Genomic DNA, 26,024 nt, shown 5'->3' with positions numbered 1-26,024 from the left:
TCTTTTTATAAAACTAGTAAGGGTGAAAAAGTTAAATTATAATGATAGTAGTAGCTCGTATGGAAAGGGGAATCGTTTTGAATAAAAATGAAGCACTTCGAATGTTTTTTTTAAAACATGCAGATCAACTAACGGAAGAATGGTATGAAAGCATTGAAGACAATGACCCAGAATCGGTTTATGCATCTACTCATCCGGAAGTCATTTCAGTATTAAAAGATCAAAATAATGAATTTCATTTATACATAGCCGATGTATTTATAAAAAATGAAAAAGAATTTTTTGATTCATTTGAAACGTGGATTTTAAAGATTGCGGAAGACGGAGAGCATGTAAGAACGCCTATTCATTATATTATTCGAGAATTTTTCCGAGTTAGAAAACAGTATTTAACGTATTTAAATCAATTTGTAGAAGAGTGCGAGCAAGATATTACGCAAGAAGAACTAGATGAATGGAACGAATTGATTGTACGCGTGTTTGATATCACCGTTTATAAATTTGTAGAAGAGCACCATCAGCATTCAAAGCGGTTGCTTGAAGCACACAAAGAACTGATTAATGAGCTGAGTTCGCCAGTTATTCCACTAAGCGATCATATTGCGATTCTTCCGCTTGTTGGGGACATCGACACAGCAAGAGCGCGCCGAATTTTAGAAAATACGTTAACTCGCTGCGCTGAACAGCAAGTGAATCACCTTTATATTGATATTTCAGGAGTAGTTATTGTTGATACGATGGTTGCTCATCAGATTTTCCAGCTGATTGATGCATTAAAATTAATAGGTGTAGAATCAACTATCTCTGGGGTACGTCCTGAAATCGCAATTACCGCTTCTCATTTAGGTTTATCGTTTGAAAATATATCAACAAAATCAACCCTTGCTAACGCGATGGCTTCACGTATGAGGAAATAGAGCAAACAAGAATTACTTTTAATTCTTGTTTTTTTATCCTAATTCATACTTGACATATAGGTTAAAGAGGTATTATGATTTTACTAATTTAATAAATAAAAAGAGTAGTATTACATACGCTAATATAAAAATGCATCTCTGTAATTAGCGGACAAGAATTGAACAAACAACATGAAAACGCTTTATATAGAATACGAGAATATTTAGGAGGAAATAGAAATGAACATCTTATGGTTTTTCCCTACAGCAGGCGACGGACATTATCTAGGCACAACCGAAGGAAGCAGAACAAGCGACATTCACTACTTAAAGCAAATCGCACATGGACTGGATTATCTAGGATATGACGGCGCTTTGTTGCCTACTGGTTCAAATTGTGAAGATTCATGGGTGATTGCGTCGGCACTTGCTTCCGTTACGAATCGACTGAAGTTTTTAATTGCACTTCGCCCGGGTGTAATGTCGCCAACACTTTCAGCACGGATGGCTTCAACATTCGATCAAATGTCAAACGGCCGACTTATGTTAAATATTGTGACGGGAGGAGATCCCGTGGAGCAAGCAACGTACGGTAACTATTTAAGCCACGATAAACGCTATGAGTTAACAGATGAATTTTTAACGATTTGGCGAGATGTAATGGAAGGAAAAAAAGTCGACTACAAAGGAGAACATGTTGATGTAACAGGCGCGTACATTCCATCGCCTCCTGTCCAAAAACCGTATCCTCCGCTGTACTTTGGCGGGTCTTCTCCAGCAGGAAAAGAAGTAGGAGCAAAGCATGCAGATGTATATTTGTTATGGGGAGAACCGCCCGCAGTGATTAAAACAAAAATTGATGAGATGAAAGAAAAAGCTGCAAACGAAGGTAGGGACATTCGCTTTGGTATTCGCCTGCACGTTATTGTAAGAGAATCGGAAGACGAAGCGTGGGAATCTGCAGATAAATTAATTAAACATGTTGATGATGATACGATCAAAGCGTTTCAAGATAAGTTTGCGTCATTTGACTCCATTGCCCAAAAAACACAGTCAAGTTTGCACAGCGGCACAAAAGATCGAGGGGCACTGGAGATTGCTCCGAATCTATGGGCGGGAATTGGCTTAGCACGAGAAGGTGCTGGAACTGCTCTTGTTGGAAGTCCTGAAATTGTAGCGGATCGTTTAAAAGAGTACAAAGAGCTAGGAATAGATACATTTATTTTATCAGGCTACCCGCATCTAGAAGAAGCATATACGTTTGCTGAGCTAGTATTTCCACATATTCAAAAAGAACGAAGCAAGAGATAATTCTTGCTTCGTTCTTTTTGAATCGTAAAAAAATAAATACCCCAGTTGACTTATAGGAATTATAGGTGTATTATAAAGATAGTTCATTTAGTCAGAAAATTTGTGATAAAGGGTGAAGAAAATGGAACGTTATGACGTAATTCAAGGCGCAGAATCTTTTTATTATAAAGGCAACGACATTGGTATACTTGTTTCTCATGGATTTATGGGGACCCCTCAAAGTATGGAATATATCGGAAAAGAATTAGCTGAAAAAGGTTTTACTGTGTACGGTTTGCGACTAACGGGACATGGTACTCACTACTATGATATTGAACAAACAACGTACCAGGAATGGAAGCAAGACTTTTTAAATGGGTATCAGCGTTTGAAGCAAGAATGCCGTCATGTATTTATCTTAGGTCAGTCCATGGGAGGCACTCTTACCTTTCATACAGCGAGTCAAGGACTAGATCTTGACGGAGTTATTGCAATCAATCCGGCTATGACGTCCATTCCTTCAATGGAGCCTTATCGTTCTCGTCATACGCCTCGTTATTTAAAAGAAGAGCATCCTGATATTAAAGATACAAACGTACATGAAATTACGTATGATAAAGTACCAGTGCGTTCTATGCGTGAGCTGCTTTCTTTAATGGATGAAACGAAAGAACGCTTATCTTATGTAACGTGCCCGGCTTTAGTACTAACATCAACAGTTGATAACGTAGTACCGCCTGAGAATTCAGCTTATATCTTAAACCATATTCAATCAGCAGAAAAAAGACAGCACATGCTTCGAAACTCTTACCATGTTGCGTCGATGGATTTTGATAAAGACACAATTGTTGCACAAACAGCACAGTTTGTACAAGCAACAGTTGCCAAAAAAAAAGTGCATGAGCGAATTTTTTAATTTTTAAATTCGCTCCGTTTCTTTTTTACTTCAAGTAAGATAAAATGAATCTTGAATGAAAACAAAGGAGTGTACATACATGATTCATTTAGAATGGAACGATCGTCCAACAATTAAACAAGTAAAATGCATACATACAGATGCAAAAAAATTCGTGGTTGAAAATGTCTTAACAGCAGGAAAAACATATGATGTGAAAAACGAAACAGAAGAGTTTTATTTTGTTGTTGATAACACTGGCCAAGTCGGCGGCTTTTATAAAGAATACTTTGAAGGCTAAACAAAAAATCATCGTCTCGGCGATGATTTTTTTATTGCAATAATTACCTGGAGCTTCTCTTAATGAAAACGAATGAACATACTTTTAAAGAGAAATTCCATATATCTAATCATTTCGAAAAAAAGCTTTACGATAAAAATAAGATGTAAGACCCAAATTCTTCCGTTTCTTGTTCTGATTAAAAGGGTAACTGACTATAAATACCCATGACAACAATTATTTTACAATGTAAAATGAAAGCGACGCTTAACAGAAAAAGGAAAAGAGGGGGTCGTACGATGAAAAAGCGTAATACAGCAGCTTTTACATTTTTAGCATGGACAGCTTTTATTACAGCACTATTAGCTATGTTTATAGGAATTTATACCTTAGATGCATCATTACCGGTAAAAGGTTATTATGCCGTTGGAACATTATACTTAACGATGTCTGCTTTTGTGCTCCAAAAAACCATTCGTGATAACGAAGAAGATACGGCGCACGAACGCAAATATGACAAAGCAGAAGAAGAATTGTAGAGCTAAAAAAGAGCATTTTTCTAGCTCCTTGAAAAACATCCCCATTTTTGGGAGATGTTTTTTATATAAAAAAACAGGGAACTTGTCACTCCATGTCGTATTAATAAAGAAGGAGGCGATTGAATTGACACAACTAATGATTAATAACGTAAATTTTCACGTTGATATGTTTGAAGAAAAAATGATTACTGATGCGAATACAGGTGAAGAGTTGAAAAGGCTAAACTTTTCTTTTTCGGTTGTAGGCAAAGCAGCTTATGATAAATATGATGCATTTTTTGAGGATCCATATTTTGAAGTAACAAATATGGAGACAAAAGAAACGCTAACACTAAAAAACATTTCGCACAGCACATTTTATCAGTCACCTGAAATTACAGATCATACAAATATTGTTTTCAGGGTGAAGCTGCAGCAAGAACCTGTTAAAGCAAAAGAACAAGTGAAAAATGAACAGCCAACAGAGAACACGGTAAACGAAATGCTTTTATCTAGAATAAAGTTTAAGGCTCTTGTCGAATTACTTGAAGAAAAAGGACTTCTAACAGAGAAGGAATTGTATACTAAAATTGAAGAAGTAGCAGAACGAGATTTTGATATTCTAAGAGATGAATTAAGTCATTCTAAAAAAGAGGTAAAAGCGTAAAAATACCCCATTCTGCAGGGGGATTTTTTATTTATATCCATTAATTTATAACCCTTTTGATAAATCGTTCATATATTACATCACAATGAAAATAAAAAGGGTGAGGATAATGCCGATTGTTATTAATCATGTAGTGATTCCAAACGTTACAGGAGGAGTCGTTACGTTTGGCGACACGTACTATGTTTCTCCAAAAAGTAACAGTAAAACTGCACAAGGTTCGGGCTCTTCAAATACAGGAATTTGTGTAAATACAAATTCGGGACTTTCTAATACAAATACGCTCGATCCGGATGGTTCTGACCAAACCGGCTTTGGAAACGGCTAAGGAAAGAGATATTTTACTCTTCTTTCTACACGCCTTTTCAGTATTCGTTTTATCCGCATTTTATGCCTTCATTTGCACGTCCAATTGGATTTGTCGTGTCACCTGATGGAGCAATGGACAACTGGTGGGGGGGGAAATTACGCCTTCAGCGGGCGTTTTTCCTCCCGTTACCCAGTACTATACGGGTAATTTAGTTCCTTATAGTTTAAGGAGCTATTATTAATATAAAAAAGAAGTTCAGATTAAGCTACCTTGTTGGCGTCTATTTCCTGAAAATAGGCGTTTTTTTCCGTTTTACTTGATTCAAAGTTATTTTTGCTGAATAATAAGGAAAAGAGAATTTTTAGAAGTAAGCTGTACGTAAGGAGATGTTCAATCATGACAGATAAATGGAGAGTTCATAAAATAAAAAGTGATTGTGAACCTTGGCTGTTTTTAGAAGGCTGGGAAAAAGATATTATTGAAACCATTGAATTTGAAAAAAAAGAAGAAGCGCTTCGCTACTACGCGATGATGATTTATGAATTTCATCAAAAATACGCGAGCGTGCGAAGTGATGAACTAGCGCTCTTTAGCTTTTGGAACGAAGGCGAAAAGGAATTTTGCGAGGCCTGTGATGATGATCTTCAAATCTTCCACGGTGTTTTATTCGCTAAAAACGATGAAGTCTATTCATTAGAAGAAGATGAAGAAGGATTAAAAATGCTTCGTACTAAATAAAAACGTCCTGCGGGGCGTTTTTTTTATATAAAAAATGAACGATTTCAATCGCTAAAGCGTCATATAAGTGATGAAACAAAAAGGAGGGGTGACCGCTTTGGAACAAGATGATTTCATCCTTGTCCAAAAAGCATTACAAGGTGATGATGATGCCTTTTCATTATTATTTCAGCGCTATCATTCATTTTTATATAAATACCTTTTAAAGCTGACATTAGATGAGGACTTATGCAGTGAATTGTGTCAGGAAGCAATGATGAAGTGTTACGTGAATCTTTCTTCATACAAAAATGAAGCAAAGTTTTCGACTTGGATGATATCCATTGCTTCAAGACTGTACATGGATTATTTGCGTAAGCAAAAACGTGAAAAAAGCAGTCTCCAGCGAATAAAGCAGTCTTTATCGCACCAGCTTCAGTGGAAAGCTAAATACAAAGGAGTGGAATGGAGCGAGATGTTTTCCGATTTTAATGAACTCGATTCGCGCTTTCGAATTCCTGTCTTGCTTCGACATTATTACGGATATACATACGATGAGATTGCCCATATGCTGAATATGCGAGCAGGAACGGTCAAATCAAGAGTAAATAAAGGAGTAAACATACTGAGAAAGGAGTGGAAAGAATGAGAGAAGAAAATGACAATCAGTCCTTACATTCTTTAAAAAAAGATTGGGAGCAGCTAGAGAGTTTAGCAAGTCATGAACGTATTTCTCTTCATGCAATTCAAGAACAGCTTCTCATTCAAAAACAAAAGCAGAAAAAAGCTTTCCGGAAAGAGTTATGCTTATTTACATTAACAGCACTTGTTATTTTAACGGTAATGGCAACTGCTATTTTACAAATACCTGCCTTATTTATCGCCATTGAAGTAATTGGGATCATTGTTGCTCCTATTTCTTTTATCGTTTTTCACTATAAACGAAAAAAGGAGATGTTTTTATAATGAATGAAAAATGGATTCTTGTGCTGTTTATTTCACCATTTCTCCTTCTTCAAAGCTTTCTACTTTTTATCAATGCAAAAAAACGCGGCGCTCATCCATGGTTTTGGGGAATATGGGGACTGATTCAAATTCCAATGCCAACGCTGTTTTATTGGTTTTTTATTATTTGGCTTCCAGCACGAAGAAAAAGGGGGATGTAAATGAAGGACATTAATTGGTTGTTAATTGCTCCAATTCTATTCTTACAATTGCTTTTAATGATTCCAGCATTGATAAGCTGCATAAAGCAAGAAGAGACAAACGGGCCAAAATGGTTATGGGGACTCATCATTTTATGTGTAAGTACAGTTGGCCCCGTTTTATATTTTGTTTTAGGACGTAAAAAACAGTGAGGTGGAGCTAAGATGTTTATGCAAGTAGAAAGACTGACAAAAGCGTATCGTAATATAACTGTTGTGAATAACCTTTCATTTAATCTCGACAAAGGAAAATGTGCAGCGCTGTTAGGCCCTAATGGTGCAGGTAAGACGACTACTTTGCATATGATTGCAGGTCTTACTGCACCTAATAAAGGGAAAATTTCTTTTGAAGATAAACAACATCAAGACGTACGATCATTTATTGGCTTTCTGCCACAGCATCCTACGTTTTTTAATTGGATGACGCCTCAGCAGTATTTAACTTTTTTAGGTCTTTTATCTAACATTTCAAAAAATGTGCTTTCCCAACGAATAGATGAAGTACTTGAAACTGTAGGTTTAAAAGGAAAGGAAAAGCAGAAAATTGCTGGCTTTTCTGGAGGAATGAAACAACGTTTGGGCTTGGCGCAAGCCTTGTTACATAAACCTGAACTGCTAATTCTAGATGAACCGGTTTCGGCTTTGGATCCTGAAGGCAGAAAAGATGTCCTAATGATTATCGAAACATTAAAAAAAGATACGACCATCCTTTTTTCAACTCACATTTTGCATGATGCAGAACAAATATGCGATAACATTATCATGATTAAAAACGGACGTATGAAATGGAATGGAACAAAGAGTTCGCTGCGCCAAGAGTTTACGGCTCCTGCTTTTACGATTGAAACAGAAGAAAGGCTCCCTGCATCACTTAGCAGTCTGCCGAGTGAACAGGTGCTGTTTCATTCTCCTTATAAAGCCACTGTAGGTGTAAAAGATACATCTCAGCAGCAGCAACTGCTTCAACTGCTTGTTGATCAACAAGCAAACCTTGTTTTATTTGAACGAAAACAGCATTCTCTCGAAGATGTGTATCTAGAGGTGATGAACAAATGAACACATTTGGAGTCTTATTTAAAAAGGAACTGCATGAATTATTTGCGAACGGCAAAGGAATTTGGCTGCCAATTTCTCTAATTTTACTAGGCATCACACAGCCTTTAACGAATTATTATATGCCACAAATCATTAACATGGCAGGGAATTTACCAAAAGGAGCAATTATTCAACTTCCTACGCCCACCGGTCAAGAAGTAATGCAAGGTGTCCTTTCACAATATAGCACAATAGGAACCTTACTGATTGTACTAGCAAGCATGAATATGATTTCAAATGAACGACAAAATCATGCTGCTGTACTTGTTATGATGAGACCGGTGAGCATCATTCAATACATTATGAGTAAATGGGCTGCGCAAATTGTACTGGTCATTGGCTCAACGTTTATAAGCTATATAGCAGCATGGTATTATACAAATCTTTTATTTTCATATGTGGATTGGACTCATATGCTAGTTAGCTTTCTTTTATACAGTCTGTGGCTGATTTTTATCTTGTCCGTTTTAGTGGCAGCTGGAACATTCCTTTTACAAAGCGGAGGGATTGCTGGAGTAAGCATTTTGATCATTGCGTTACTTTCATTTTTGAGTACTTTGTTTACGAATCAATTAAAGTGGAGTCCTGCAGCACTGTCACAATACGCCGCTCGTCTGCTTGAACAATTGCACTGGTCACAAAGTTTCACCTATACCGTAGTTGTTACGTTAATGAGCAGTTTTTTTCTTTTAATTGCTGCTGTTCATAGATACAAAAAAGTGGAATATGTATAAAAAGACTTCTTTAACGAAGTCTTTTTTCTAAGGGATTAATTTGCAAATCCATGCAATATAAAGAGCAGCGGGGACTAAGAGAATCTGGGCACACACTGTCCCGCACAAACGAGAGATGACGAGTGTACCAACCATTTTGTTCATAGATTGCTTAGTGGATTCACCTTTCATTACCTTTTCAGTTAAAATGGCTACTTGCGGATCTACAAACACAGCAAGGGTAATCATCGCTAGTCCGTTAATAAGGCCAGACGACATCAGAATTGATTTAGAAAGAGTAGGCTCGAGCGTAGAAGCATAAAGAGTGGAAAGAACACCTACTGTATAAATGGTCGTAGCCATTAAATTCAAAAGAAGCAACCGCTTGGGCACTCCGCCTATTCGCAGCTGAGACAGCATAATCCACCTAGGACGCTTCACGTGTTTTTTTGCTTTCTCAAGCGTATGTATGGAAGCAATATTTTTCATCATTTTGGGTACAGATCCCGCTACTTCTAAGTGTGAAATCATTCGAGAGAAGATTGATACAAAGCTAGGAATTAAAAGAGCACCTGCGATTGTCCCAATAGAGGCCGCGAGCAAGATAGTTTGAAGCTGATGAAGCAGAACGGGCAAATCTTCTTTAGACTGAACCGCATCTCCTAATTTGCCGGTCAGCGGAGCTTGCACCATATTAGCTGTTCTTGAAACAATGACAATGATATTAAAAAGAGATAGAGCCACGACTAGCTTCCGAGTTTTCAAGCCCGCAAGTCTCACAGAGTAGGCTAGTGTTTCAATCATGTGAATAATTCCTACAAATACACAAATAATAAGTAATTTTTCTATCATAATAAGCAAGTTCCTTTCTTTGATACATGCACTTCCTTATTATGTATAAATTTGGTTCATTTGTAAATAAAAAGCCGCTTGCTACTCTTGGTAGCAAGCGGCTTTTTATTATCGATGCTGGTTAATATCACGCAGTATATCTTTGCTAGCCTGATAATCTTTTTCTCGTTCTTTTTCCACCTGTAGACGTTTGTCTAGTTTACGGCTATATTCAGCATACCCCACGCCGTGAGAAAGCTGCATGGCCTTTTCCATTTCTGACGTGTACGTTAGGTGAAGTGCGATAATGAATCAATCCTTTCAGCATTTTTCACTTGTGGCACATGTATTGCTGCTCAAGTGTTTGGATGTTTATGATTCTTGAAGTCTTTCTAGAAATCGTTTTCCCTGTCGCTCTGGATCTAAACATCAAATGATTAAAATTTCATAACATTCCAGGTAAAAGCCTTTTTTTCTTGCGTAGTATCCCATATAATAGCAGGAACAACGTTTTTAAAGGAGTTATATATGAACAATACAAAACGAGTATGGTTTGATTTACTTTTTTATATCGCTATTCCTTACCTAATATGGAACCAAGGAAAAGACATTATTGGTGATTACTATGCCATTTTGCTTTCAACAGCACCAGCGTTTGTGTATACCATTTATACATTTATTAAAGATCGCCAGTTTAACGTAACAGGATTGTTTATTGTCATTACGCTGCTGGCACGTACCATTATTGATTTAATTTCAGGAAACGCAGCAACGATGTTAAACAATCAAGTATACTTTATGATTGGACTGGCTGTAGTTGTCCTTTTTACCATTGTGATAAAAAAGCCAATTGGTTTGTACTTTTTTGTAGATACGGCTTACTTAATGGGCTATAAGCGAGAAGACTCTCTAAAACTCTTCCACCAGCCTGATTTATTCAAAATGATGAACTGGCTTACAGTACTGTTCGCAGGTCGCTACGTATTTTTAGCAATTGTAAAATACGTATTGATTCAAAAGTACGGAGTAGAAGGGTACGGGAACATGATTGTATTCCGTCAGGCCGTTACGTGGGCATTCTCCATTTTAATTGCTGTCTACACGTATTTTATCTATAAAAAAATTCAAGATAAAACAGGGATTGATAATCCAATGAATCCAAATGTAAATGAATAAAAAAGAAGCGTGCGTTTAACTAACGTACGCTTTTTTGTTACAAAACAGTGAACAGTGCTCGAAACACTAACATCTCATTTAAAATTAATAGTAAAATAACGCTATTAAAAACGGGATGAAAGTAGGTCAAGAAATGAAACTATTATTAGCATGTCAAAAGCAGCCTTATCGGATTTTAGAAATGATTATGGTGTTTTTCACTTTAATTTTTGTTGTACTGTCGTTTTTCGATTACCGTCAGCTGTTTTTTCTTGTGTTTACCCTTGGAATTGTATTTGCTATTCGAGCGTTTGAAATGCAAGAAGGAGAGAAAAAGACTCAAGGAAACATCTGGCTGCTTGTTGGTGTTGTGATGATTTTGCTAGATATAGTTTTATTTGTTGTATATGCCATTAATCGATCTTAAATAAAAGAAAAAAAGCTTCCGTTCAGAGGGGTACCTCTAGATACGGAAGCTTTTTTTGTTTAAGGAATCATCCACGATAATACATTAGATTGTAAAAATGTTAATACGCAGACAATCAGCAGTAAAAATAAGCTGTGCTTCACCGTGAAACGAAACAAATCGGACTCTTTTCCCGCCAACCCGACCGCAGCACAGGCAACGGCGATGGACTGCGGTGAAATCATTTTACCGGTTACTCCACCAGAAGAGTTTGCTGCAAGCGCAAGAAGCGGGTCCATTCCAATAGACGTAGCCGTGATTTTTTGCAAGTTGCCGAATAATAAGTTGGCTGAAGTATCTGATCCTGTAATAAAAACACCGAGCCAGCCGAGTACAGGAGAGAAAAAGGGAAATAACGCGCCTGTTTTAGCTAACAGCAGTCCTAAGGTTGTACTCATTCCAGACGCATTTGTCACGTAAGCAAATGCCACAACGGACATAATGGTAAGCAGTGGCAGCGCTAATTCTTTGCACGTCTCGTTAAACGTAATGAACCAGTCTTTCCAAGAGATGTTGACGATAAATTTTGTGACAACAGCAGACAACAGGATAGCTGTGCCCGCAGCGCCTAATAATTCTAACTTATACACTGCCGCAATCGGTTCTCCATTTCCATTTAAAATTAAATTGTTTAACCAAGGTACTTCTGGCATAAACGTTAAATAATGTCCGATGGAATTGATAGCGCTCAAAAAAGCGTTAGCTCCTTCATAATGTCCTGTCAAAGCGGTTTTAATTTGAGGAATTCCCCATATAGAAATAAAGATCGTTAAAATTAAAAAAGGTGACCACGCCTTTGCAATTTGAGCCCCCGTGAATGCGGGTTGATCTTGAGTTTCTCTTGGCTCAGCTGAAGCGGAAGCTACTTCATGTGCTGCTTTTTCAGATTGAAAGCGAAACGTTGTTTTCGGTTTCCAGAATTTTAAGAAAATAGCGAGTGCAAAAAGTGAAACGAGTGCCGATAAAATATCGGGAAGTTCAGGTCCTAAAAAGTTAGAGCTGACAAACTGGGTAAGGGCAAAAGAGACGCCGGATACTAGAATAGCAGGGAGTACTTCTAATGTTTTCTTAAATCCTGCCATTACAAAAACCAAATACAGCGGAATAAATACAGAAATAAAAGGAAGCTGGCGGCCTACCATTTTAGAGATTTCCATTGCCGCTACTCCAGTAGGACCTTCCATAGCCGTGATAGGAATACCGATTGCACCAAAAGCAACGGGTGCTGTGTTTGCTAATAAACATAAGCCAGCGGCATATAGTGGATTAAATCCTAAACCTACCAGCAGAGCTGCTGAAATAGCAACAGGTGCGCCGAAACCAGCGGCCCCTTCAAGAAAAGCCCCAAACGAAAAAGCAACCAACAAAGCTTGAAGTCTGCGATCTTCTGTAATAGATACGACAGAGGTACGAATAATATCAAACTGACCGGTTTTTACGGTTAGTTTGTAAAGAAAAACGGACGTAATGATAATCCATCCAATCGGCAGTATACCGTATACGGCTCCTTGACTGGCTGACATAAAAGCCATGCTAGCCGGCATTTTATAAGCAAGTATTGCAACAGCAAGCGCGACCAGTAAAGTTGTAACTCCAGCCATATAACCTTTCATTTGTTTAATAGCCAGAGCCCAAAAGAAGTAAAGAATAGGAATCAAAGCGATTAATGAAGACCAAATGACGCTGTTTCCTACAGGAGTGAACTGCTGTGTCCATGTCATAACTAACACCTCATTTTCAAATTAGTGAACTATAAATTTAGTAAAACGAAACCATTAAAACTACGATGATAAGGTCATCTGATGACTTATGTAAAAATGAATTCGCTTACATTATATTCTAATCCTTTTATGATAGGCAAGTACTAAAAGAAACTTTTTTTCAAAAGAACGGACATTTTTTTGTTGATAAGAAGAAAATATTGGTTGAAAATCCCAAGAATAGGTGATTTAATGATTGTAAGCGCTTAAAATATATCTTTTCATCTATTCTACTAATTATCCTTCTTATTAATCTACTACTTTCAGTCGTATTACACATGGCACTTCTTTATGTTACTAGTGAAACGTTGTTTGCTATTACAAAACGAGAGGAGTCAATTTATTGAGTACGTTAGAGCTTCCAGGTCATTTAAAATCCATTTTATCTCATCCTTCCACACTTGAAGAACAGCATATGAATCAATTCCTTGGAAATAACGGAGCGCTTCGTGTTAAGCCAACTTCAGAACAAGAAATAGCAGCCGTTTTAAAGTATGCGACGGAACACGGAAAAAAAGTCGTCATTGAAGGGAGTGGTACAAAAAAGGGATTTGGCGGACTTATAGATACAGCAGACCTTTTGCTTTCGCTGACTGAATACAGCGGAATTGTTGAACATACAGTAGGTGATATGACGCTTACTGTAAAAGCTGGTACGCCGTTTGGAGAGCTGCAAACGTATTTAAAAACGCACAATCAGCAAGTTTCACTTGATCCAGCTCTAGGAGACTACGCTACAATCGGCGGAGTTATAGCAGCGAATGAAAGTGGTCCAAAGCGCTTGTCTTATGGATCAGCTCGAGATGCAGTAATCGGTATGAGAGTCGTATATTCAGATGGAACCATTGTTCGTTCAGGGGGAAAAGTCGTCAAGAACGTGGCTGGTTATGATATGAATAAGCTGTTTATTGGTTCAATGGGAACGCTCGGCGTTATATCCGAAATAACGTTAAAGCTGCGTCCGCTGCCTAAGTATCAAAGCATTGTCTTTATTTCTTTTTCAACAGGCAATATCGAAGAAATTCATGCGTTTGTTAGCAAAGTCTTAGATTCAATTATAGAGCCCGTTGCTTTGGAATTATTAAATCCCTCTCTAGCTGAAGATGTAATAGGGCAGCATCTGTTTACGCTTGTGATCAGCTTTGAAGACGTGGAAAGTTCCGTACATTATCAAGAGAATTATATCAAAAGCATTCAGCCTGCTGATACAATTTTAAAAATACTGCAGGAAAAAGAAGCCGAGGTATTTTGGGGGTTTTTTAGTAACATTAGTCCAAATGGTGCACGTTGTTCTTCAGAAGAAGAAACGGAAGCCACTTTAAAAGTCGGCGTACCAAATATGAATGTACTGGATGTGATAACTAAAAGTACGGTGTTAAAAACGTCCCGTCCAATGCTGATAAAAGCACATGGAGGAGTTGGACATGGTCTTTGTTCGATCTACATAAAAGGCTCAGAAGATGCCATTCTTTCCGTTATTACTTCATTTACTGAAACTGCTAAAACGTACGGAGGATATGTGGTCGTTAAACATTTGCCTTTTATACTGCGCCAAAAAGTAAATGTATGGGGCGAAGAACCTTCTCACTTTCCGTTACTAGCAGGAATTAAAGCAAAGATGGACGCTAAAAACGTGCTTAACTATAAACGATTTATAGGAGGAATCTAAGTGAATTCAGCGAAAGCGGATATCAAAGATGCTCCATGTCAAAGCGTTAGCAATTATTTGTGGAAAGACGCGCCAGACGAAAAAAAATGGGCGGATTGTGTACACTGCGGAATGTGCTTGGAGTCTTGTCCTACTTATGAAATAACGGGGCAAGAACAGCATTCACCAAGAGGACGCGTGCACCTTATCAAATCGGTAGCAGAAGGGAAAATAAGCGTCAATGAGCAGTTTACAGACCCTGTGTTTGCCTGTTTGGACTGCCGTGCCTGTACAACTGCTTGCCCTGCAAATGTAGACGTTGGCGGACTCATTGAAGAAGCTCGCGGCCAAATTCGTCAGGCGATGCCTTTGACCGGCTGGAAAGGGATGATTAGCAAATTTTTTCTTAAGGAACTTTTTCCTCATTCCCACCGCTTGGAAGCTGCAGGAAGCTTATTAAAGCTGTATCAAAAAAGCGGAATGCAAAAAATGGTGCGCGCAACAGGCATGTTAAATATGATGCCAACACATCTATCAGAAATGGAATATGTAATGCCTAAGATTACCCGTTCTGTTCGGAAAAAATATAAAAAGAAACGCGTTCTAAAAGCAAAAGCAGAAAAAAAAGCAGAAGTTGCTTTTTTAACTGGCTGCATCATGGACGTCATGTTCAGTGATATTAATGAAGCGACTCTTAATGTATTAAGAAGAAACGGAAACGACGTTGTTATTCCTCAGTCTCAGACTTGCTGTGGTGCTTTGCACGTTCATGCAGGAGACAGAGACATGGGAAGGAAGCTTGCAAAAAAAAATATAGAGGCGTTTCAACATGCGGACACTATTATTGTAAACGCTGCGGGATGCGGCTGCATGTTAAAAGAGTATCCTGAACTGTTTAGAGAAGAAGAGCAAGAGTGGCTTGAAAAAGCCGAAGTCTTTGCTGAAAAAGTCCAGGATATTTCAAAATACCTTCACGATACGGGATATCGCCCTCCGCAGACAAAGCTGAATACGCGCATTACGTATCACGACGCTTGCCATTTAGCTCATGGCCAAGGAGTTAGAGAAGAACCAAGAGATATTTTACTCTCTATTCCCGGAGTTGAAATGGTTCATATGGCTAATGCCGACCGGTGCTGTGGAAGTGCAGGAATTTATAATTTAACAAATCCTGATATGGCGGGAGCTGTGCTTCAAAGTAAAATGGAACATGTGCCTCATGACGTAGAAATGATTTCAATGGGAAACCCAGGCTGCATGCTGCAGATGGCAGTAGGAGTAAAAAAATATGGACGAAGTCAGCAGATTGTTCACACGGTACAGCTTTTGGAGTGGGCCTATCAAAAAGAAGAGGAGGAAGCACATCGTGTTGAAGAAAAATAGAATAAAAGATCTTCACGTAAAAAATCTTTCTCAGCTAGTAGACCCTCATTCTATTTTGCATCATAAAGAAGATTTGCTTGCGTACGACTGCGATGGCTTTACCATTCATAGACATTTGCCTAAAGCGGTGTTATTTCCTCAAAATACGAAAGAAGTTTCTAGCATTGTTAAATACTGCAATGAACATGATTTGCCTTTTCTTGCAAGAGGAGCAGGCACAGGACTGAGCGGGGGAGCGATTCCTCTTAATAACGAAGTGGTTATTAGTTTAGTGAAAATGAAGCGCCTTCTTAGCGTCGACTATGAAAACAGGCGTGCCGTTGTAGAGCCGGGATTTATTAATCTTAAATTAACCAATTCAATCTCTGAAAAAGGATATTATTATGCACCGGATCCTTCGAGTCAGTATTGCTGCACAATTGGTGGAAATGTAGCGGAAAATGCAGGAGGGGCACACTGTCTTAAATATGGGGTAACTACCAACCATATTTTAGGGTTAGAGGTGGTGCTTCCAAATGGAGATGTAATTGAGCTTGGCAAGCAAGGTATTCCAGACGAACCGGGATATGATCTATTAGGACTTTTAACAGGATCAGAAGGGACGTTAGGAATCGTTACAAAAATTACGGTACGCATTTTGAAAAACCCCGAAGCAAAACAAACGGTTCTTGCCTATTTCGACCGCGTAGAAGACGGCAGCCAAGCGGTATCAGACATTATATCAGCCGGCATTGTGCCTGCTGCGCTTGAAATGATGGATAAAACCGCCATTGAAGGAGTGGAAGCTGCTGCGTTTCCAGTCGGACACCCTAGAGATATTGAAGCTCTTTTATTAATTGAAGTAGACGGCATTTCAGACGGTATCGAAGAGCAAATCCTTCGTATTTTAGACGTATGTAAAAAACAAAACGTACGGGAAGTGAAAGTAGCTGAAAGTGAAGAAGAGCGCGCGAGGTGGTGGGCAAATCGTAAGACAGGATTTGGAGCGATGGGAGCTATATCCCCTGACTATCTCGTACAAGACGGCGTTATTCCAAGAAGTAAACTTCCTCAAGTGCTGAAGCGAATTAACAAAATTAGCGAAGAATCTGGCCTTCGCATTGCCAATATTTTTCACGCCGGAGATGGGAACTTGCATCCGCTTGTATTATTTGATGCTAGAAAGCCCGGGGAAACTGAAAAAGCACTCGACGCCGGAAGCGCATGTTTGCAAGTATGTGCAGAAGCAGGAGGAACGATTACCGGCGAACACGGCGTGGGCATTGAAAAAAAAGAAGAAATGCGATTTGTTTTCAATGAAGATGAAATTCAAGCACAAACGAATATACGAGAAGTATTTAATCCTAAAAATCTATTAAATGCAGGAAAGCTGTTTCCAAGTCCGAGCCGCTGCGCTGAAGTCAAAAAAGAAATGAAAAAAATAGAATATTTTTAGAAAATTCTTGAAAATATATTCGCTCGATGATATGATTTTTTTAACAAAAATAAAACGCTGTTTCGTAATAAGAAACAGTACCGCATATGTTCGTCTTAATCATTTTGGCAAAAAGAAATGAAAGCGCGTCCAAATTTAAAAATGTAAAAGAGTAAGAGGAGGAAACAGACGGTGACAAACTACAAACAAGTTGGAAATCTAAAAGTAGCTCCAGTTCTCTATCAATTTATCAATGAGGAAGCTCTTCCGGGCAGCGGCCTAAGTACAGAAAATTTTTGGTCTGATTTTGAAGCGTTAGTAACCGAGTTAACACCCGTAAATAAACGTTTGTTAGAAAAGCGTGATCAGCTGCAAGCTCAAATTAATGCATGGCATCAAGAAAATCCTGACGGTGACTTTAACGAATACAAATCGTTTTTAACGAGAATTGGCTATTTAGAAGACAAGACAGAAGATTTCCTTATTGGTACAGAAGGAGTAGACAGCGAAATTGCCTATCAGGCAGGACCGCAGCTTGTTGTACCTGTAAATAATGCCCGGTATGCTATTAACGCTGCTAATGCACGCTGGGGAAGTCTCTATGATGCTCTTTACGGCACTGATGCAATCAGTGAAGAAAATGGAGCTTCGCGCACGAGTTCTTATAATCCAATTCGAGGAGAAAAAGTTATTGCGTTTGCGAAGAATTTTCTTGATGAAGTCGTTCCGCTCGTTCAGTCTTCTCATGCGGAAGTGGTTCAGTACAGCCTTGAAAATGGAAAGCTTGTCGCTCAATTAAACGATGGCAGTTTAACCGAATTACAGGAAGACGAGAAATTTGTAGGGTATCAAGGGGAAGAAGAAAGCCCTGATGCTCTTTTATTCAAAAACAACGGGCTGCATTTTGAAGTTCAAATTGATCGTACGGATTCGATTGGTAAAACAGACGATGCGGGTGTAAAAGATATTTTAATGGAAGCAGCTCTTACGACGATTATGGACTGTGAAGATTCAGTAGCGGCAGTAGACGCAGAAGATAAAGTAGATGTTTACCGCAACTGGCTGGGATTAATGAAAGGTGATTTGACGTCTACTTTTAAAAAAGGAAGTCAAAACATGACAAGGCGTTTAAATCCAGACCGTACCTATATTTCTCCCGGCAAGAAAAAGATTTCACTGTCTGGCCGTTCGCTTATGTTTGTTCGAAACGTTGGGCATTTAATGACAAACAGCGCTGTTTTAGATCGAAATGGCAACGAAATCTATGAAGGTATTTTAGACAGCGTGATTACTAGTTTAATTGCCAAACACACCTTGCTTAAAAACGGCACGTATCAAAATTCTAAAAAGAGCTCTATCTATATCGTTAAACCGAAAATGCACGGCTCCAAAGAAGTGGCTTTTGCCAACACGTTATTTAATTCAATTGAAGATATGCTAGGGCTTGAGCGTCATACGATTAAAATTGGCGTAATGGACGAAGAGCGCCGCACGACGCTTAATTTAAAAGCGTGTATCAAAGAAGTAAAAGACCGAGTGGCTTTTATTAATACTGGATTCTTGGATCGAACAGGTGACGAAATTCATACCTCAATGGAAGCGGGCGCTGTTATCCGTAAAAATGATATGAAAGCGTCTAGATGGCTTCAAGGCTACGAGCAGTCTAATGTAAATGTAGGATTAGCAAGCGGATTCCAAGGCCGCGCTCAAATCGGAAAAGGAATGTGGGCAATGCCGGATATGATGGCGGAAATGCTTAAACAAAAAGTGGGGCATTTAAAAGCAGGAGCGAATACGGCATGGGTGCCTTCACCAACAGCAGCAACGCTTCATGCTCTTCACTATCATCAAATTGATGTAAGAGATGTTCAAAACGAATTGCTTACTCAGTCTGCTGATTTACAAGATGACATTTTGCAAATTCCTGTGGCAGAAAAACCAAATTGGAGCAAAGATGAAATTCAGCAGGAGCTCGACAACAACGCTCAAGGAATACTTGGTTATGTAGTAAGGTGGGTCGACCAAGGAGTAGGGTGCTCAAAAGTACCGGATATTAATAATGTAGGGCTAATGGAAGACCGAGCAACGCTTCGTATTTCCAGTCAGCACGTGGCTAACTGGCTTCATCATGGAATTTGTACAAAGGAACAAGTAACGGAGACACTCAAACGAATGGCAAAAGTAGTGGATCAACAAAATGAAAATGATCCTCTGTATCAGCCAATGGCACCGAACTACAGCGCATCCATTGCTTTTCAGGCAGCCTGCGATTTAGTATTTCAAGGCTATGATCAGCCAAACGGTTATACGGAGCCAATTTTACACCGTCGCCGTATCGAAGCAAAGGCAAAAGCAGCTATAAAACAGTAAAACAAACGGCCTGTCAGCATAGGGATGGCAGGCTGTACTTACACCTTCAGAATCTGACTATCTACTATTCTTATTAAAATTAAGCAAATGGGAAAAGGAGCTATGTTATGAAATTTGTAAGGTTCGCTGTACAAGATAGCCGTCATACAGGTGTACTAAAAGAGGATACGATCAGCGTCATTAAAGGAAATATATTTGAGAAATGGGACTATACAGGGGAGACTTTTTCACCGAGTGAAGTAAGGCTTTTGGCTCCTTTAGAGCCGAATCAAATTATTGGAATAGGCGCAAATTATGCAGCTGCAAAGTCGGAGCTGCCAAGAGAAGTGCCTTCTATTCCTGTCTTCTTTTTTAAGCCCACATCCTCTGTGATCGGTCCAAACGAGGCCATTGTCATTCCAGCCGCGATTGAGCACATCAAGTTTGAATCCGAGCTTGCAGTTATTATTGGAAAAGAAGCGAAGAACATCGCAAAAGAAGACGTGGTGGACTATATATTTGGGTATACAATTGGAAACGATGTAACGGCTCCGGATTATTTTCATGAAGACGGGCACTGGACCATTGGAAAATCCTTTGATTCATTTACGCCTCTTGGCCCCGTAATCGAAACGGAGCTTGATTTTAAATCCATTCATGTAAAAGCGTTTTTAAATGGCGTTGAAAAACAAAATAGCTCGACAGATTTAATGATTATTTCCGTTGAGCAAATGATCGCCTACCTTTCTACTGTTATGACCCTTAAGCCGGGAGATGTGGTTTTAACAGGAAGTCCGGTCGGCGCGGAGCTGGTAAGCGCAAACGATGTCATTGAATGCACCATCCGAGAAATTGGAACCCTCCAAAATCCGTTTGCTGCAGAGAAAGAACGTGTAAACGTATAAGAGTGATACAAAATGCCCGGCAGTAACACGACACATAAAGGAGAGAAAAAAATGGAGAGAGAAAATATGGTAAAGTCTGTAAGCCGGGCGTTGGATATTGTCACAATTGTCAGCATGGAAAGAGAAGGGGTAGGCGTCACAGAAATTGCAAAGCAAATGGACATCAACAAAAGCTCCGTATACCGTATTTTAACTACCCTTGCTCAGTACGGTTATATTGAACAAGATCAAGAAACCGGGCGGTACAAGCTTGGGTATAAGTTTTTAGAAGTAAGTTCAAAACTTTTAGATTCTATTGATCTACGAACGGAAGCAAAGCCGTTTTTGCAAGAACTTGAAAGTGAAACAAATGAAGTTATTCATCTTGTTGTCTACGATCAAGGTGAAGTAGTGTATATTGAAAAATTAGAAGGCAATCAGACGCTGCGCATGCATTCAAAAGTGGGGAAAAGAGCCCCTATGCACTGTACGTCTGTCGGTAAAGCTATCCTAGCTTTTTTACCGCTTAACACGGTAACAAGCATTCTTGAAAGAAAAGGCTTACCAGCTCATACAGATCACACCATTACAGATGAAGAAAGCTTTCTTCGAGAACTTTCAGAAGTAAAACAAAAAGGATATGCGCTGGATTTAGAAGAAAATGAATATGGAATTACCTGCATCGCAGCGCCTATTTTTGATCACCTTGGTCAAGTCGTTGCCGCAGTCAGCATTTCCGGTGCTACTATGCGTATGACAAATGAGCGATTAACGTATCTTCAAGAACGCATGGTTGATATAGGCAAGAACATTTCGGAGCGGCTCGGCTACAAAACTGAATCTGTGAAAGACAAAAGTTTGTTCTGATTCTTAGAGAACAAACTTTTGCTATATAATAATCTGTAAAATAACGTAATTATATTATGTAAACTATAGGCTAGGATTTTTAATTGATGTTTTATTCATGATACAATAAAGTCGTTAGAATATATACGTAAAGGAGATAAATTATGGAACAGTTTGAGCGCAATATTGAAAAGTACGCCGAGCTAGCTGTAAAAGTCGGTGTAAACATTCAAAAAGGGCAAGTATTAAACATTAATGCCGATATTTCTTCCGCTGATTTTGTTCGTGAAATTGCGAAAAAAGCGTACGAAGCCGGAGCAAAGTCTGTTGATGTAGACTGGCATGACGATCATTTAGTTCGTTTGAAATATGAAAAAGCGGATGAATCTGTATTTAATGAATTTCCTGCTTGGAAAGCTCAAGCAAGAGAAGAGCTTGTGAAAAACGGAGGCGCTGTTTTATCTGTAATTTCAAGCGGTCCTGACTTACTAAAAGGAGTAGACGGCAAACGTATTGCTGCGTTCCAAAAAGTAAGCGGAAAAGCAATGAAAAAATTCCGTGAAGCGATCCAATCCGATAAAATCAGCTGGTCCATCGTAGCTGTTCCTTCAAAAGACTGGGCAGCTAAAGTATTTCCTGACGTTCCAGAAGAACAGCAGCAAGAAAAACTGTGGGAAGCTATTTTTAAATCTGTGCGCGTAGACCAAGAAGATCCAGTGGCCGCATGGGAAGAGCACAACGCTTCATTACATACAAAAGTAGACATTTTAAATGAAAAGAGATTTGCTAAGCTTCACTATAAAGCGCCAGGAACAGATTTAACAATTGAGCTTCCTGACAAACATATTTGGGTTGGCGCAGGCAGTGTTAATGAAGACGGTAACTCGTTCATGGCCAATATGCCAACAGAAGAAGTATTTACACTTCCAAAAAAAGACGGCGTAAACGGTCAAGTAACAAGCACAAAACCGCTTAGCTACGCAGGAAACTTAATTGAAAACTTCACGCTAACATTTGAAAACGGAAAAATTGTTGATGTAAATGCAGAAGAAGGCGAAGAAACGTTAAAGCACCTAATTGAAACAGATGAAGGTGCCAAATACTTAGGAGAAGTAGCCTTAGTACCGCATCAATCGCCAATTTCTCAGTCAAACATCATCTTCTACAACACGCTGTTTGACGAAAATGCATCCAATCACTTAGCTATCGGCAGCTCGTATTCCTTCTGTTTAGAAGGCGGAAAAACGATGTCTAAAGAAGAGCTATCACAAAACGGAGCAAACGACAGCATCACCCACGTTGACTTCATGATCGGCTCAGCTGAAATGGACATCGACGGCATCAAAGCTGACGGTACAAGCGAGCCTGTGTTTAGAAAAGGGAACTGGGCGTTTTGAATTAAATAAATAACAATAATAAAAGCTTCTGCGCTACGTCCCCAGAAGCTTTTATTGTGACCACTAAATTTCTGTAAAACTGAGATTTATATATCTTACACGCCATTACGCTTTAAAACAAAACGATAGCATAATCTTCACTTTATTACTTTTAAGTTTGTACATCTGTATCAGAATCAGGCGCAAAGTTTGTAACTTCTAATACTATAGGAGAACCAAAATGGTAGATCCAGCAGGAATTCAGGTATATATTTCCGAAAAAAGTTCGCGTCTTTGAATACTATACGGTAGCCGGAGGCAGCAAGCGCATCTTTACAGATCAAAATGCATTAAAAGAATACGGCACTCAGCATATATTGGATCCTGAGAGCTACTCATACAGTAATCTATTCATAAACGGTGTGTTACAGCCTTCCTCCAATTACAGCGTCCAAAAAGGACTTCTTATCATTAACACAGAGGATATTCCTTTAGAAAAATCACCCGTGATTTTACAAATGATTAAAGTAATCTAACTTTCAACCACAAAATGCGAAGTACACATGCCTGCACATAAAAAAACAAGGTGAACGTTAGTCAGTTCCACCTTGCTGTGATTCTTCTTTTTTAACCGGAGAGTCACGCTTGAACATGTGATAGTAGGTAAACCCTAAGCATAGAGCGCCGGCGATTGAACAAAAATATTGCAAAAAACGGACGAAATCCATTGGAATGACCTCCCATTTTCAGTTTCGCTTCTAGTATGTACAGGGAAGTGAAATAATATGTGAAAAAGGGAGGTTTTCTCTTATAGTTCGTATGGTTCTTGAAGAGTAAGGTAAGGCTGCAGATCTTCGAGACCAAGACGCTTATTTAATTGTCTTTTCATTAAATCGTACTGGTAGATGAGGTGAAATTGATTTTTTTTCGGTGTTTCACAGCGAATGTATGTTTCTTGCCCGTTCTTGTCTGTGAAATGAATGGTTAATTCACCGAAATAGCGTTGAACAGGAGCTCCGTGAAGGCCTTTTTCATTTTTGACAACCTTTGAAAATTCTGCTCGTTGAATACGGTTAAATGGAATAATAGCTACTTGATTGATAACAAGACGCTGATCGTACATGTCAATTTTAGATATGGAAATTTGATTAATTCCTTCTGCAAATTTAACATGTCCGTTTACAGAAACAAGCGGTTTGCGATCCTCAGGATCAACAGCGCCTTGAGGTCGCTTAATGACGTAGAAGCTAGCTACGCCAAGTGCTACGACACCAACTACAACAATAAGTGCAAACATCATTTTGCATTCCACCTCCTGAATAGATGTGTAATCTGAATTTAACAGCAAGCTGTTTCAGTTGCCATATTGCCTCAACAATGAGGGTAGAGAAAAGCAGTTCGGCAGTTCATTACAAGTATATACATACGTTCGACAATATGGTGTGATATTCCTTCTTATTATGACTTTTTTACGACAAAATGGGCAAAACTCTTTTCGAAAATGAAGCGAATCAGTTACAATTTAAGGATAAGGTACCAAATTTCTTTTCTATCTCAAAAAAGTGCAGAAAAGCGTAAAAAATTCTAGGTACTTTCTCATATTTTTACTATTTTTATAGAATTTATCCCAATTTCTAATCCTTTATCGTGTATAATCTCTTGTGTGCAGCATGATATACATAAAGGTGTAAGGAGGCACAGTTCATTGTCTTTATCAGCAAAAAAGATATTATTATTAGTTTTAGTAGTTATATGTTTAGTGTTAGTTGTGATGCAATTCATAAATCGATCAGCAGAGCCGACTTCCGAACAGGCCCAAGAAACACTGAGTAAGCTTCCTGAACAAGAAACCGTTAAAGAAAAAGCAAAGGGCGACGAGGAAGCGCACAAATATCGAGTGTATTATATTACTATTGAAAAAATCGAAAATGGTACATACAGCGGAACAACAAAAGAAGGAACGGGCATTAAATTTTCCGATAAAAATTTAAATGAACCGATTCCAAGCAATTTGAAAAAAGGGGATATCGTTAAAGCATACTTTGATCTTGAATATAGCACAAAAGGTCTAGTCAAAGTAGAAAAGGTAGACGAGATGCCCGATGATGACGAGAGCTCAAGTTAATTGAGCTCTTTTTTTGTATTTTACGAATGTGGTAAAATATTGAATATATAGACGCGGTATAGGGGGAAGAAGATGATAGCAGCAATTATAGTAGGAGCGGTAATTCTTTTAGCTTTGATTATTAAAGGGATTGGAAAGCCAAGGGGATTTCGCTTGTATAAAGAGGAGCTTCCAGATGAGCTCGGAATACATAAAGGTAATGGTTTTGAAGATATTGTTCATTCACTAGAAGATTCGTTACCGAAAGCCTATGTTCAACAGGTGAAACAGCGTATGAAAGGGCGAAATACAAAAGCCGATGAAGTAGAATGGACGTTTTTTGAGATGAAGCGCTACTTTTTATTAAATGCAGTCATCAAAGACGTACCGATGTTTAGTGCAAAAGTAGATGAAGTGTGGCACGAAATGATCATGTTTACAGTGGATTATGAGCGTTTTACAGACCGTTTTTTTGACCGTTTTTTGCATCACCAGCCAAATGTAGACACTACGCCATCACCACAGCCGGATAAGCGCGCCTTCTTTGATTGGATGTATGCTCATTTGTTTGACATAACGGGCAACAGCCGACTGCTTTGGGGGAAATTTTTTCAGCATCCGCTTGATAAAAGTACGCTTCAAGATTTTCAAAGATTGTCAGAAGATGAATTGCTAGATCGCTATTTTTTAAGAAACGGCAAATGGGAAGAACAGCAGAGACATTTGATTCAAGCGTTAAAAGAAGAAATTAAGGATGCAAAAAAACGAATGAAATCGGGAGGATCGTCGTACTTTAAAAAAGCATTAAAAAAAGGGAATGTATCAAACGAACTTCTTTTTCAAGGCTTTGTTTTTTATTCACTTTACGAAGCTACCGACTTTTCAAGACATATGAATGAACTGCTGCTATACAAAAAGACAATCTATGCGGGAGATACAGCCTCGTACAGCGGCTATAGCTGTTCAAGCCCATGGGAAGACAATCGCCACCATCATCACCACGATGGAGGGCATCACCATCATGACAGCGGCAGCAGCTGTTCGAGTTCAAACTGCAGCAGCTCAAGCTGTGGGAGTGGATGCAGCAGCAGTTAATAAAGTAAAAAAACTCGTATAAAACGAGTTTTTTTACTTTAAATGCAACGACGACAAAATGGTTCACTGACAAGCAATGAAAAATTTGGTATAATCGTTACGTTTTTAAAAAAGGAGAGACAGCGAA

The 26,024-nt window shown here is 38.7% G+C and carries 31 protein-coding genes; 26 read left to right on the top strand and 5 right to left on the bottom strand.

Translation table 11 applies throughout. The features are described from left to right. Positions 1–41: 41 nt before the first annotated feature. The 14 genes from MKY06_RS14780 to MKY06_RS14715 all read left to right on the top strand — a co-directional run bounded on the left by MKY06_RS14780 (position 42) and on the right by MKY06_RS14715 (position 8,607). Complete coding sequence (locus tag MKY06_RS14780; protein WP_061859278.1) at positions 42–917, top strand: STAS domain-containing protein; 876 nt, start codon at positions 42–44, stop codon at positions 915–917. Positions 918–1,136: 219 nt separating this feature from the next. Next, a complete protein-coding gene (gene ssuD / locus MKY06_RS14775; RefSeq protein ID WP_013057580.1) occupies positions 1,137–2,207 on the top strand; it encodes an FMNH2-dependent alkanesulfonate monooxygenase in 1,071 nt (356 codons plus the stop codon). Positions 2,208–2,328: 121 nt separating this feature from the next. Next, positions 2,329–3,102, top strand: a complete 774-nt coding sequence (locus tag MKY06_RS14770) for an alpha/beta hydrolase (RefSeq protein WP_098278042.1) — start codon at positions 2,329–2,331, stop codon at positions 3,100–3,102. Between the two features lie 79 nt (positions 3,103–3,181). Then, positions 3,182–3,382: a DUF6501 family protein gene (locus MKY06_RS14765; protein WP_013057578.1), complete on the top strand. Its 201-nt coding sequence runs from the start codon at positions 3,182–3,184 to the stop codon at positions 3,380–3,382. Positions 3,383–3,660: 278 nt separating this feature from the next. Next, the gene (locus MKY06_RS14760; protein ID WP_013057577.1) at positions 3,661–3,900 is read left to right on the top strand and encodes a YiaA/YiaB family inner membrane protein; all 240 of its coding nucleotides are present in this window, start codon (positions 3,661–3,663) and stop codon (positions 3,898–3,900) included. 124 nt (positions 3,901–4,024) lie between these two features. Next, entirely contained in the window at positions 4,025–4,546 is a 522-nt protein-coding gene (locus tag MKY06_RS14755; protein ID WP_029322472.1) for a hypothetical protein, read from the top strand. A 109-nt stretch (positions 4,547–4,655) separates the two neighbouring features. Beyond that, positions 4,656–4,874 carry a spore germination protein gene (locus MKY06_RS14750; protein ID WP_013057575.1) on the top strand — a complete coding sequence of 73 codons (219 nt, stop codon included), beginning with the start codon at positions 4,656–4,658 and terminating at the stop codon, positions 4,872–4,874. A 378-nt stretch (positions 4,875–5,252) separates the two neighbouring features. Beyond that, positions 5,253–5,594 carry a DUF1033 family protein gene (locus tag MKY06_RS14745; RefSeq protein ID WP_013057574.1) on the top strand — a complete coding sequence of 114 codons (342 nt, stop codon included), beginning with the start codon at positions 5,253–5,255 and terminating at the stop codon, positions 5,592–5,594. A gap of 97 nt (positions 5,595–5,691) precedes the next feature. Continuing rightward, positions 5,692–6,222, top strand: coding sequence for an RNA polymerase sigma factor SigY (sigY, locus tag MKY06_RS14740; protein ID WP_013057572.1), 531 nt, complete (start codon positions 5,692–5,694; stop codon positions 6,220–6,222). Next, the gene (locus tag MKY06_RS14735) at positions 6,219–6,539 is read left to right on the top strand and encodes a YxlC family protein (RefSeq protein WP_013057571.1); all 321 of its coding nucleotides are present in this window, start codon (positions 6,219–6,221) and stop codon (positions 6,537–6,539) included. Before sigY ends, MKY06_RS14735 begins: the two co-directional genes overlap by 4 nt. Then, on the top strand, positions 6,539–6,739 hold the full coding sequence (locus tag MKY06_RS14730) for a hypothetical protein (protein ID WP_013057570.1): 201 nt from the start codon (positions 6,539–6,541) through the stop codon (positions 6,737–6,739). Before MKY06_RS14735 ends, MKY06_RS14730 begins: the two co-directional genes overlap by 1 nt. Beyond that, the gene (locus MKY06_RS14725) at positions 6,740–6,931 is read left to right on the top strand and encodes a PLD nuclease N-terminal domain-containing protein (protein WP_013057569.1); all 192 of its coding nucleotides are present in this window, start codon (positions 6,740–6,742) and stop codon (positions 6,929–6,931) included. It begins immediately after the preceding gene. 12 nt (positions 6,932–6,943) lie between these two features. Further along, complete coding sequence (locus MKY06_RS14720; protein ID WP_013057568.1) at positions 6,944–7,834, top strand: ABC transporter ATP-binding protein; 891 nt, start codon at positions 6,944–6,946, stop codon at positions 7,832–7,834. Further along, positions 7,831–8,607 (top strand): ABC transporter permease, encoded by a 777-nt coding sequence (locus MKY06_RS14715; RefSeq protein WP_013057567.1) that lies wholly within the window; start codon positions 7,831–7,833, stop codon positions 8,605–8,607. Before MKY06_RS14720 ends, MKY06_RS14715 begins: the two co-directional genes overlap by 4 nt. Positions 8,608–8,634: 27 nt before the next feature. Here MKY06_RS14715 and MKY06_RS14710 read toward each other — a convergent pair whose 3' ends face one another. Together MKY06_RS14710 and MKY06_RS14705 are read right to left on the bottom strand one after the other, a co-directional pair. Further along, complete coding sequence (locus MKY06_RS14710) at positions 8,635–9,438, bottom strand: lipid II flippase Amj family protein (protein WP_013057566.1); 804 nt, start codon at positions 9,436–9,438, stop codon at positions 8,635–8,637. A gap of 108 nt (positions 9,439–9,546) precedes the next feature. Then, the gene (locus MKY06_RS14705; RefSeq protein ID WP_014459567.1) at positions 9,547–9,693 is read right to left on the bottom strand and encodes a hypothetical protein; all 147 of its coding nucleotides are present in this window, start codon (positions 9,691–9,693) and stop codon (positions 9,547–9,549) included. A 252-nt stretch (positions 9,694–9,945) separates the two neighbouring features. On the opposite strand from MKY06_RS14705, the gene MKY06_RS14700 reads away from it, so the two are divergent. Both MKY06_RS14700 and MKY06_RS14695 read left to right on the top strand, forming a co-directional pair. Continuing rightward, the gene (locus MKY06_RS14700) at positions 9,946–10,593 is read left to right on the top strand and encodes a VC0807 family protein (RefSeq protein WP_029322461.1); all 648 of its coding nucleotides are present in this window, start codon (positions 9,946–9,948) and stop codon (positions 10,591–10,593) included. 133 nt (positions 10,594–10,726) lie between these two features. Then, complete coding sequence (locus MKY06_RS14695) at positions 10,727–10,999, top strand: hypothetical protein (protein WP_223260190.1); 273 nt, start codon at positions 10,727–10,729, stop codon at positions 10,997–10,999. 59 nt (positions 11,000–11,058) lie between these two features. Here the strand turns inward: MKY06_RS14695 and MKY06_RS14690 are convergent, their stop codons facing one another. After that, positions 11,059–12,759 (bottom strand): L-lactate permease, encoded by a 1,701-nt coding sequence (locus MKY06_RS14690; RefSeq protein ID WP_289915286.1) that lies wholly within the window; start codon positions 12,757–12,759, stop codon positions 11,059–11,061. A 382-nt stretch (positions 12,760–13,141) separates the two neighbouring features. Here MKY06_RS14690 and MKY06_RS14685 point away from each other — a divergent pair, with 382 nt between their 5' ends. The 8 genes from MKY06_RS14685 to MKY06_RS14650 all read left to right on the top strand — a co-directional run bounded on the left by MKY06_RS14685 (position 13,142) and on the right by MKY06_RS14650 (position 23,234). Further along, positions 13,142–14,467, top strand: a complete 1,326-nt coding sequence (locus MKY06_RS14685; RefSeq protein ID WP_289915284.1) for an FAD-binding oxidoreductase — start codon at positions 13,142–13,144, stop codon at positions 14,465–14,467. Beyond that, positions 14,468–15,829, top strand: coding sequence for a (Fe-S)-binding protein (locus tag MKY06_RS14680; RefSeq protein WP_029322455.1), 1,362 nt, complete (start codon positions 14,468–14,470; stop codon positions 15,827–15,829). Beyond that, on the top strand, positions 15,813–17,264 hold the full coding sequence (locus tag MKY06_RS14675) for an FAD-linked oxidase C-terminal domain-containing protein (RefSeq protein WP_029322453.1): 1,452 nt from the start codon (positions 15,813–15,815) through the stop codon (positions 17,262–17,264). The genes MKY06_RS14680 and MKY06_RS14675 overlap by 17 nt, the downstream gene beginning before the upstream one ends. Before the next feature lie 171 nt (positions 17,265–17,435). Continuing rightward, positions 17,436–19,613: a malate synthase G gene (locus MKY06_RS14670; RefSeq protein WP_098602468.1), complete on the top strand. Its 2,178-nt coding sequence runs from the start codon at positions 17,436–17,438 to the stop codon at positions 19,611–19,613. A gap of 107 nt (positions 19,614–19,720) precedes the next feature. Beyond that, positions 19,721–20,497, top strand: a complete 777-nt coding sequence (locus tag MKY06_RS14665; RefSeq protein WP_098278039.1) for a fumarylacetoacetate hydrolase family protein — start codon at positions 19,721–19,723, stop codon at positions 20,495–20,497. A gap of 51 nt (positions 20,498–20,548) precedes the next feature. Further along, entirely contained in the window at positions 20,549–21,343 is a 795-nt protein-coding gene (locus MKY06_RS14660) for an IclR family transcriptional regulator (RefSeq protein WP_013057552.1), read from the top strand. Positions 21,344–21,486: 143 nt separating this feature from the next. Beyond that, complete coding sequence (locus tag MKY06_RS14655; RefSeq protein ID WP_053487397.1) at positions 21,487–22,719, top strand: aminopeptidase; 1,233 nt, start codon at positions 21,487–21,489, stop codon at positions 22,717–22,719. Between the two features lie 227 nt (positions 22,720–22,946). Next, positions 22,947–23,234 carry a DUF4183 domain-containing protein gene (locus tag MKY06_RS14650; protein WP_098278038.1) on the top strand — a complete coding sequence of 96 codons (288 nt, stop codon included), beginning with the start codon at positions 22,947–22,949 and terminating at the stop codon, positions 23,232–23,234. A 57-nt stretch (positions 23,235–23,291) separates the two neighbouring features. Here the strand turns inward: MKY06_RS14650 and MKY06_RS14645 are convergent, their stop codons facing one another. Both MKY06_RS14645 and MKY06_RS14640 read right to left on the bottom strand, forming a co-directional pair. Beyond that, positions 23,292–23,426 carry a hypothetical protein gene (locus MKY06_RS14645; RefSeq protein ID WP_013057550.1) on the bottom strand — a complete coding sequence of 45 codons (135 nt, stop codon included), beginning with the start codon at positions 23,424–23,426 and terminating at the stop codon, positions 23,292–23,294. A gap of 80 nt (positions 23,427–23,506) precedes the next feature. Beyond that, entirely contained in the window at positions 23,507–23,998 is a 492-nt protein-coding gene (locus tag MKY06_RS14640; RefSeq protein ID WP_013057549.1) for a hypothetical protein, read from the bottom strand. A gap of 405 nt (positions 23,999–24,403) precedes the next feature. Here MKY06_RS14640 and MKY06_RS14635 point away from each other — a divergent pair, with 405 nt between their 5' ends. Both MKY06_RS14635 and MKY06_RS14630 read left to right on the top strand, forming a co-directional pair. Further along, on the top strand, positions 24,404–24,823 hold the full coding sequence (locus tag MKY06_RS14635; protein WP_013057548.1) for a hypothetical protein: 420 nt from the start codon (positions 24,404–24,406) through the stop codon (positions 24,821–24,823). A gap of 72 nt (positions 24,824–24,895) precedes the next feature. Further along, positions 24,896–25,897, top strand: coding sequence for a hypothetical protein (locus MKY06_RS14630; protein WP_061859275.1), 1,002 nt, complete (start codon positions 24,896–24,898; stop codon positions 25,895–25,897). Positions 25,898–26,024: the final 127 nt, after the last annotated feature.

Origin of the sequence: Priestia sp. FSL P4-0332 (genome assembly GCF_038005845.1) — a bacterium.
In the GTDB taxonomy this organism is placed as follows: domain Bacteria; phylum Bacillota; class Bacilli; order Bacillales; family Bacillaceae_H; genus Priestia.
The sequence above is the reverse complement of the archived record's forward strand: the minus strand, read 5'-3'. Positions and strand labels throughout refer to the sequence as shown.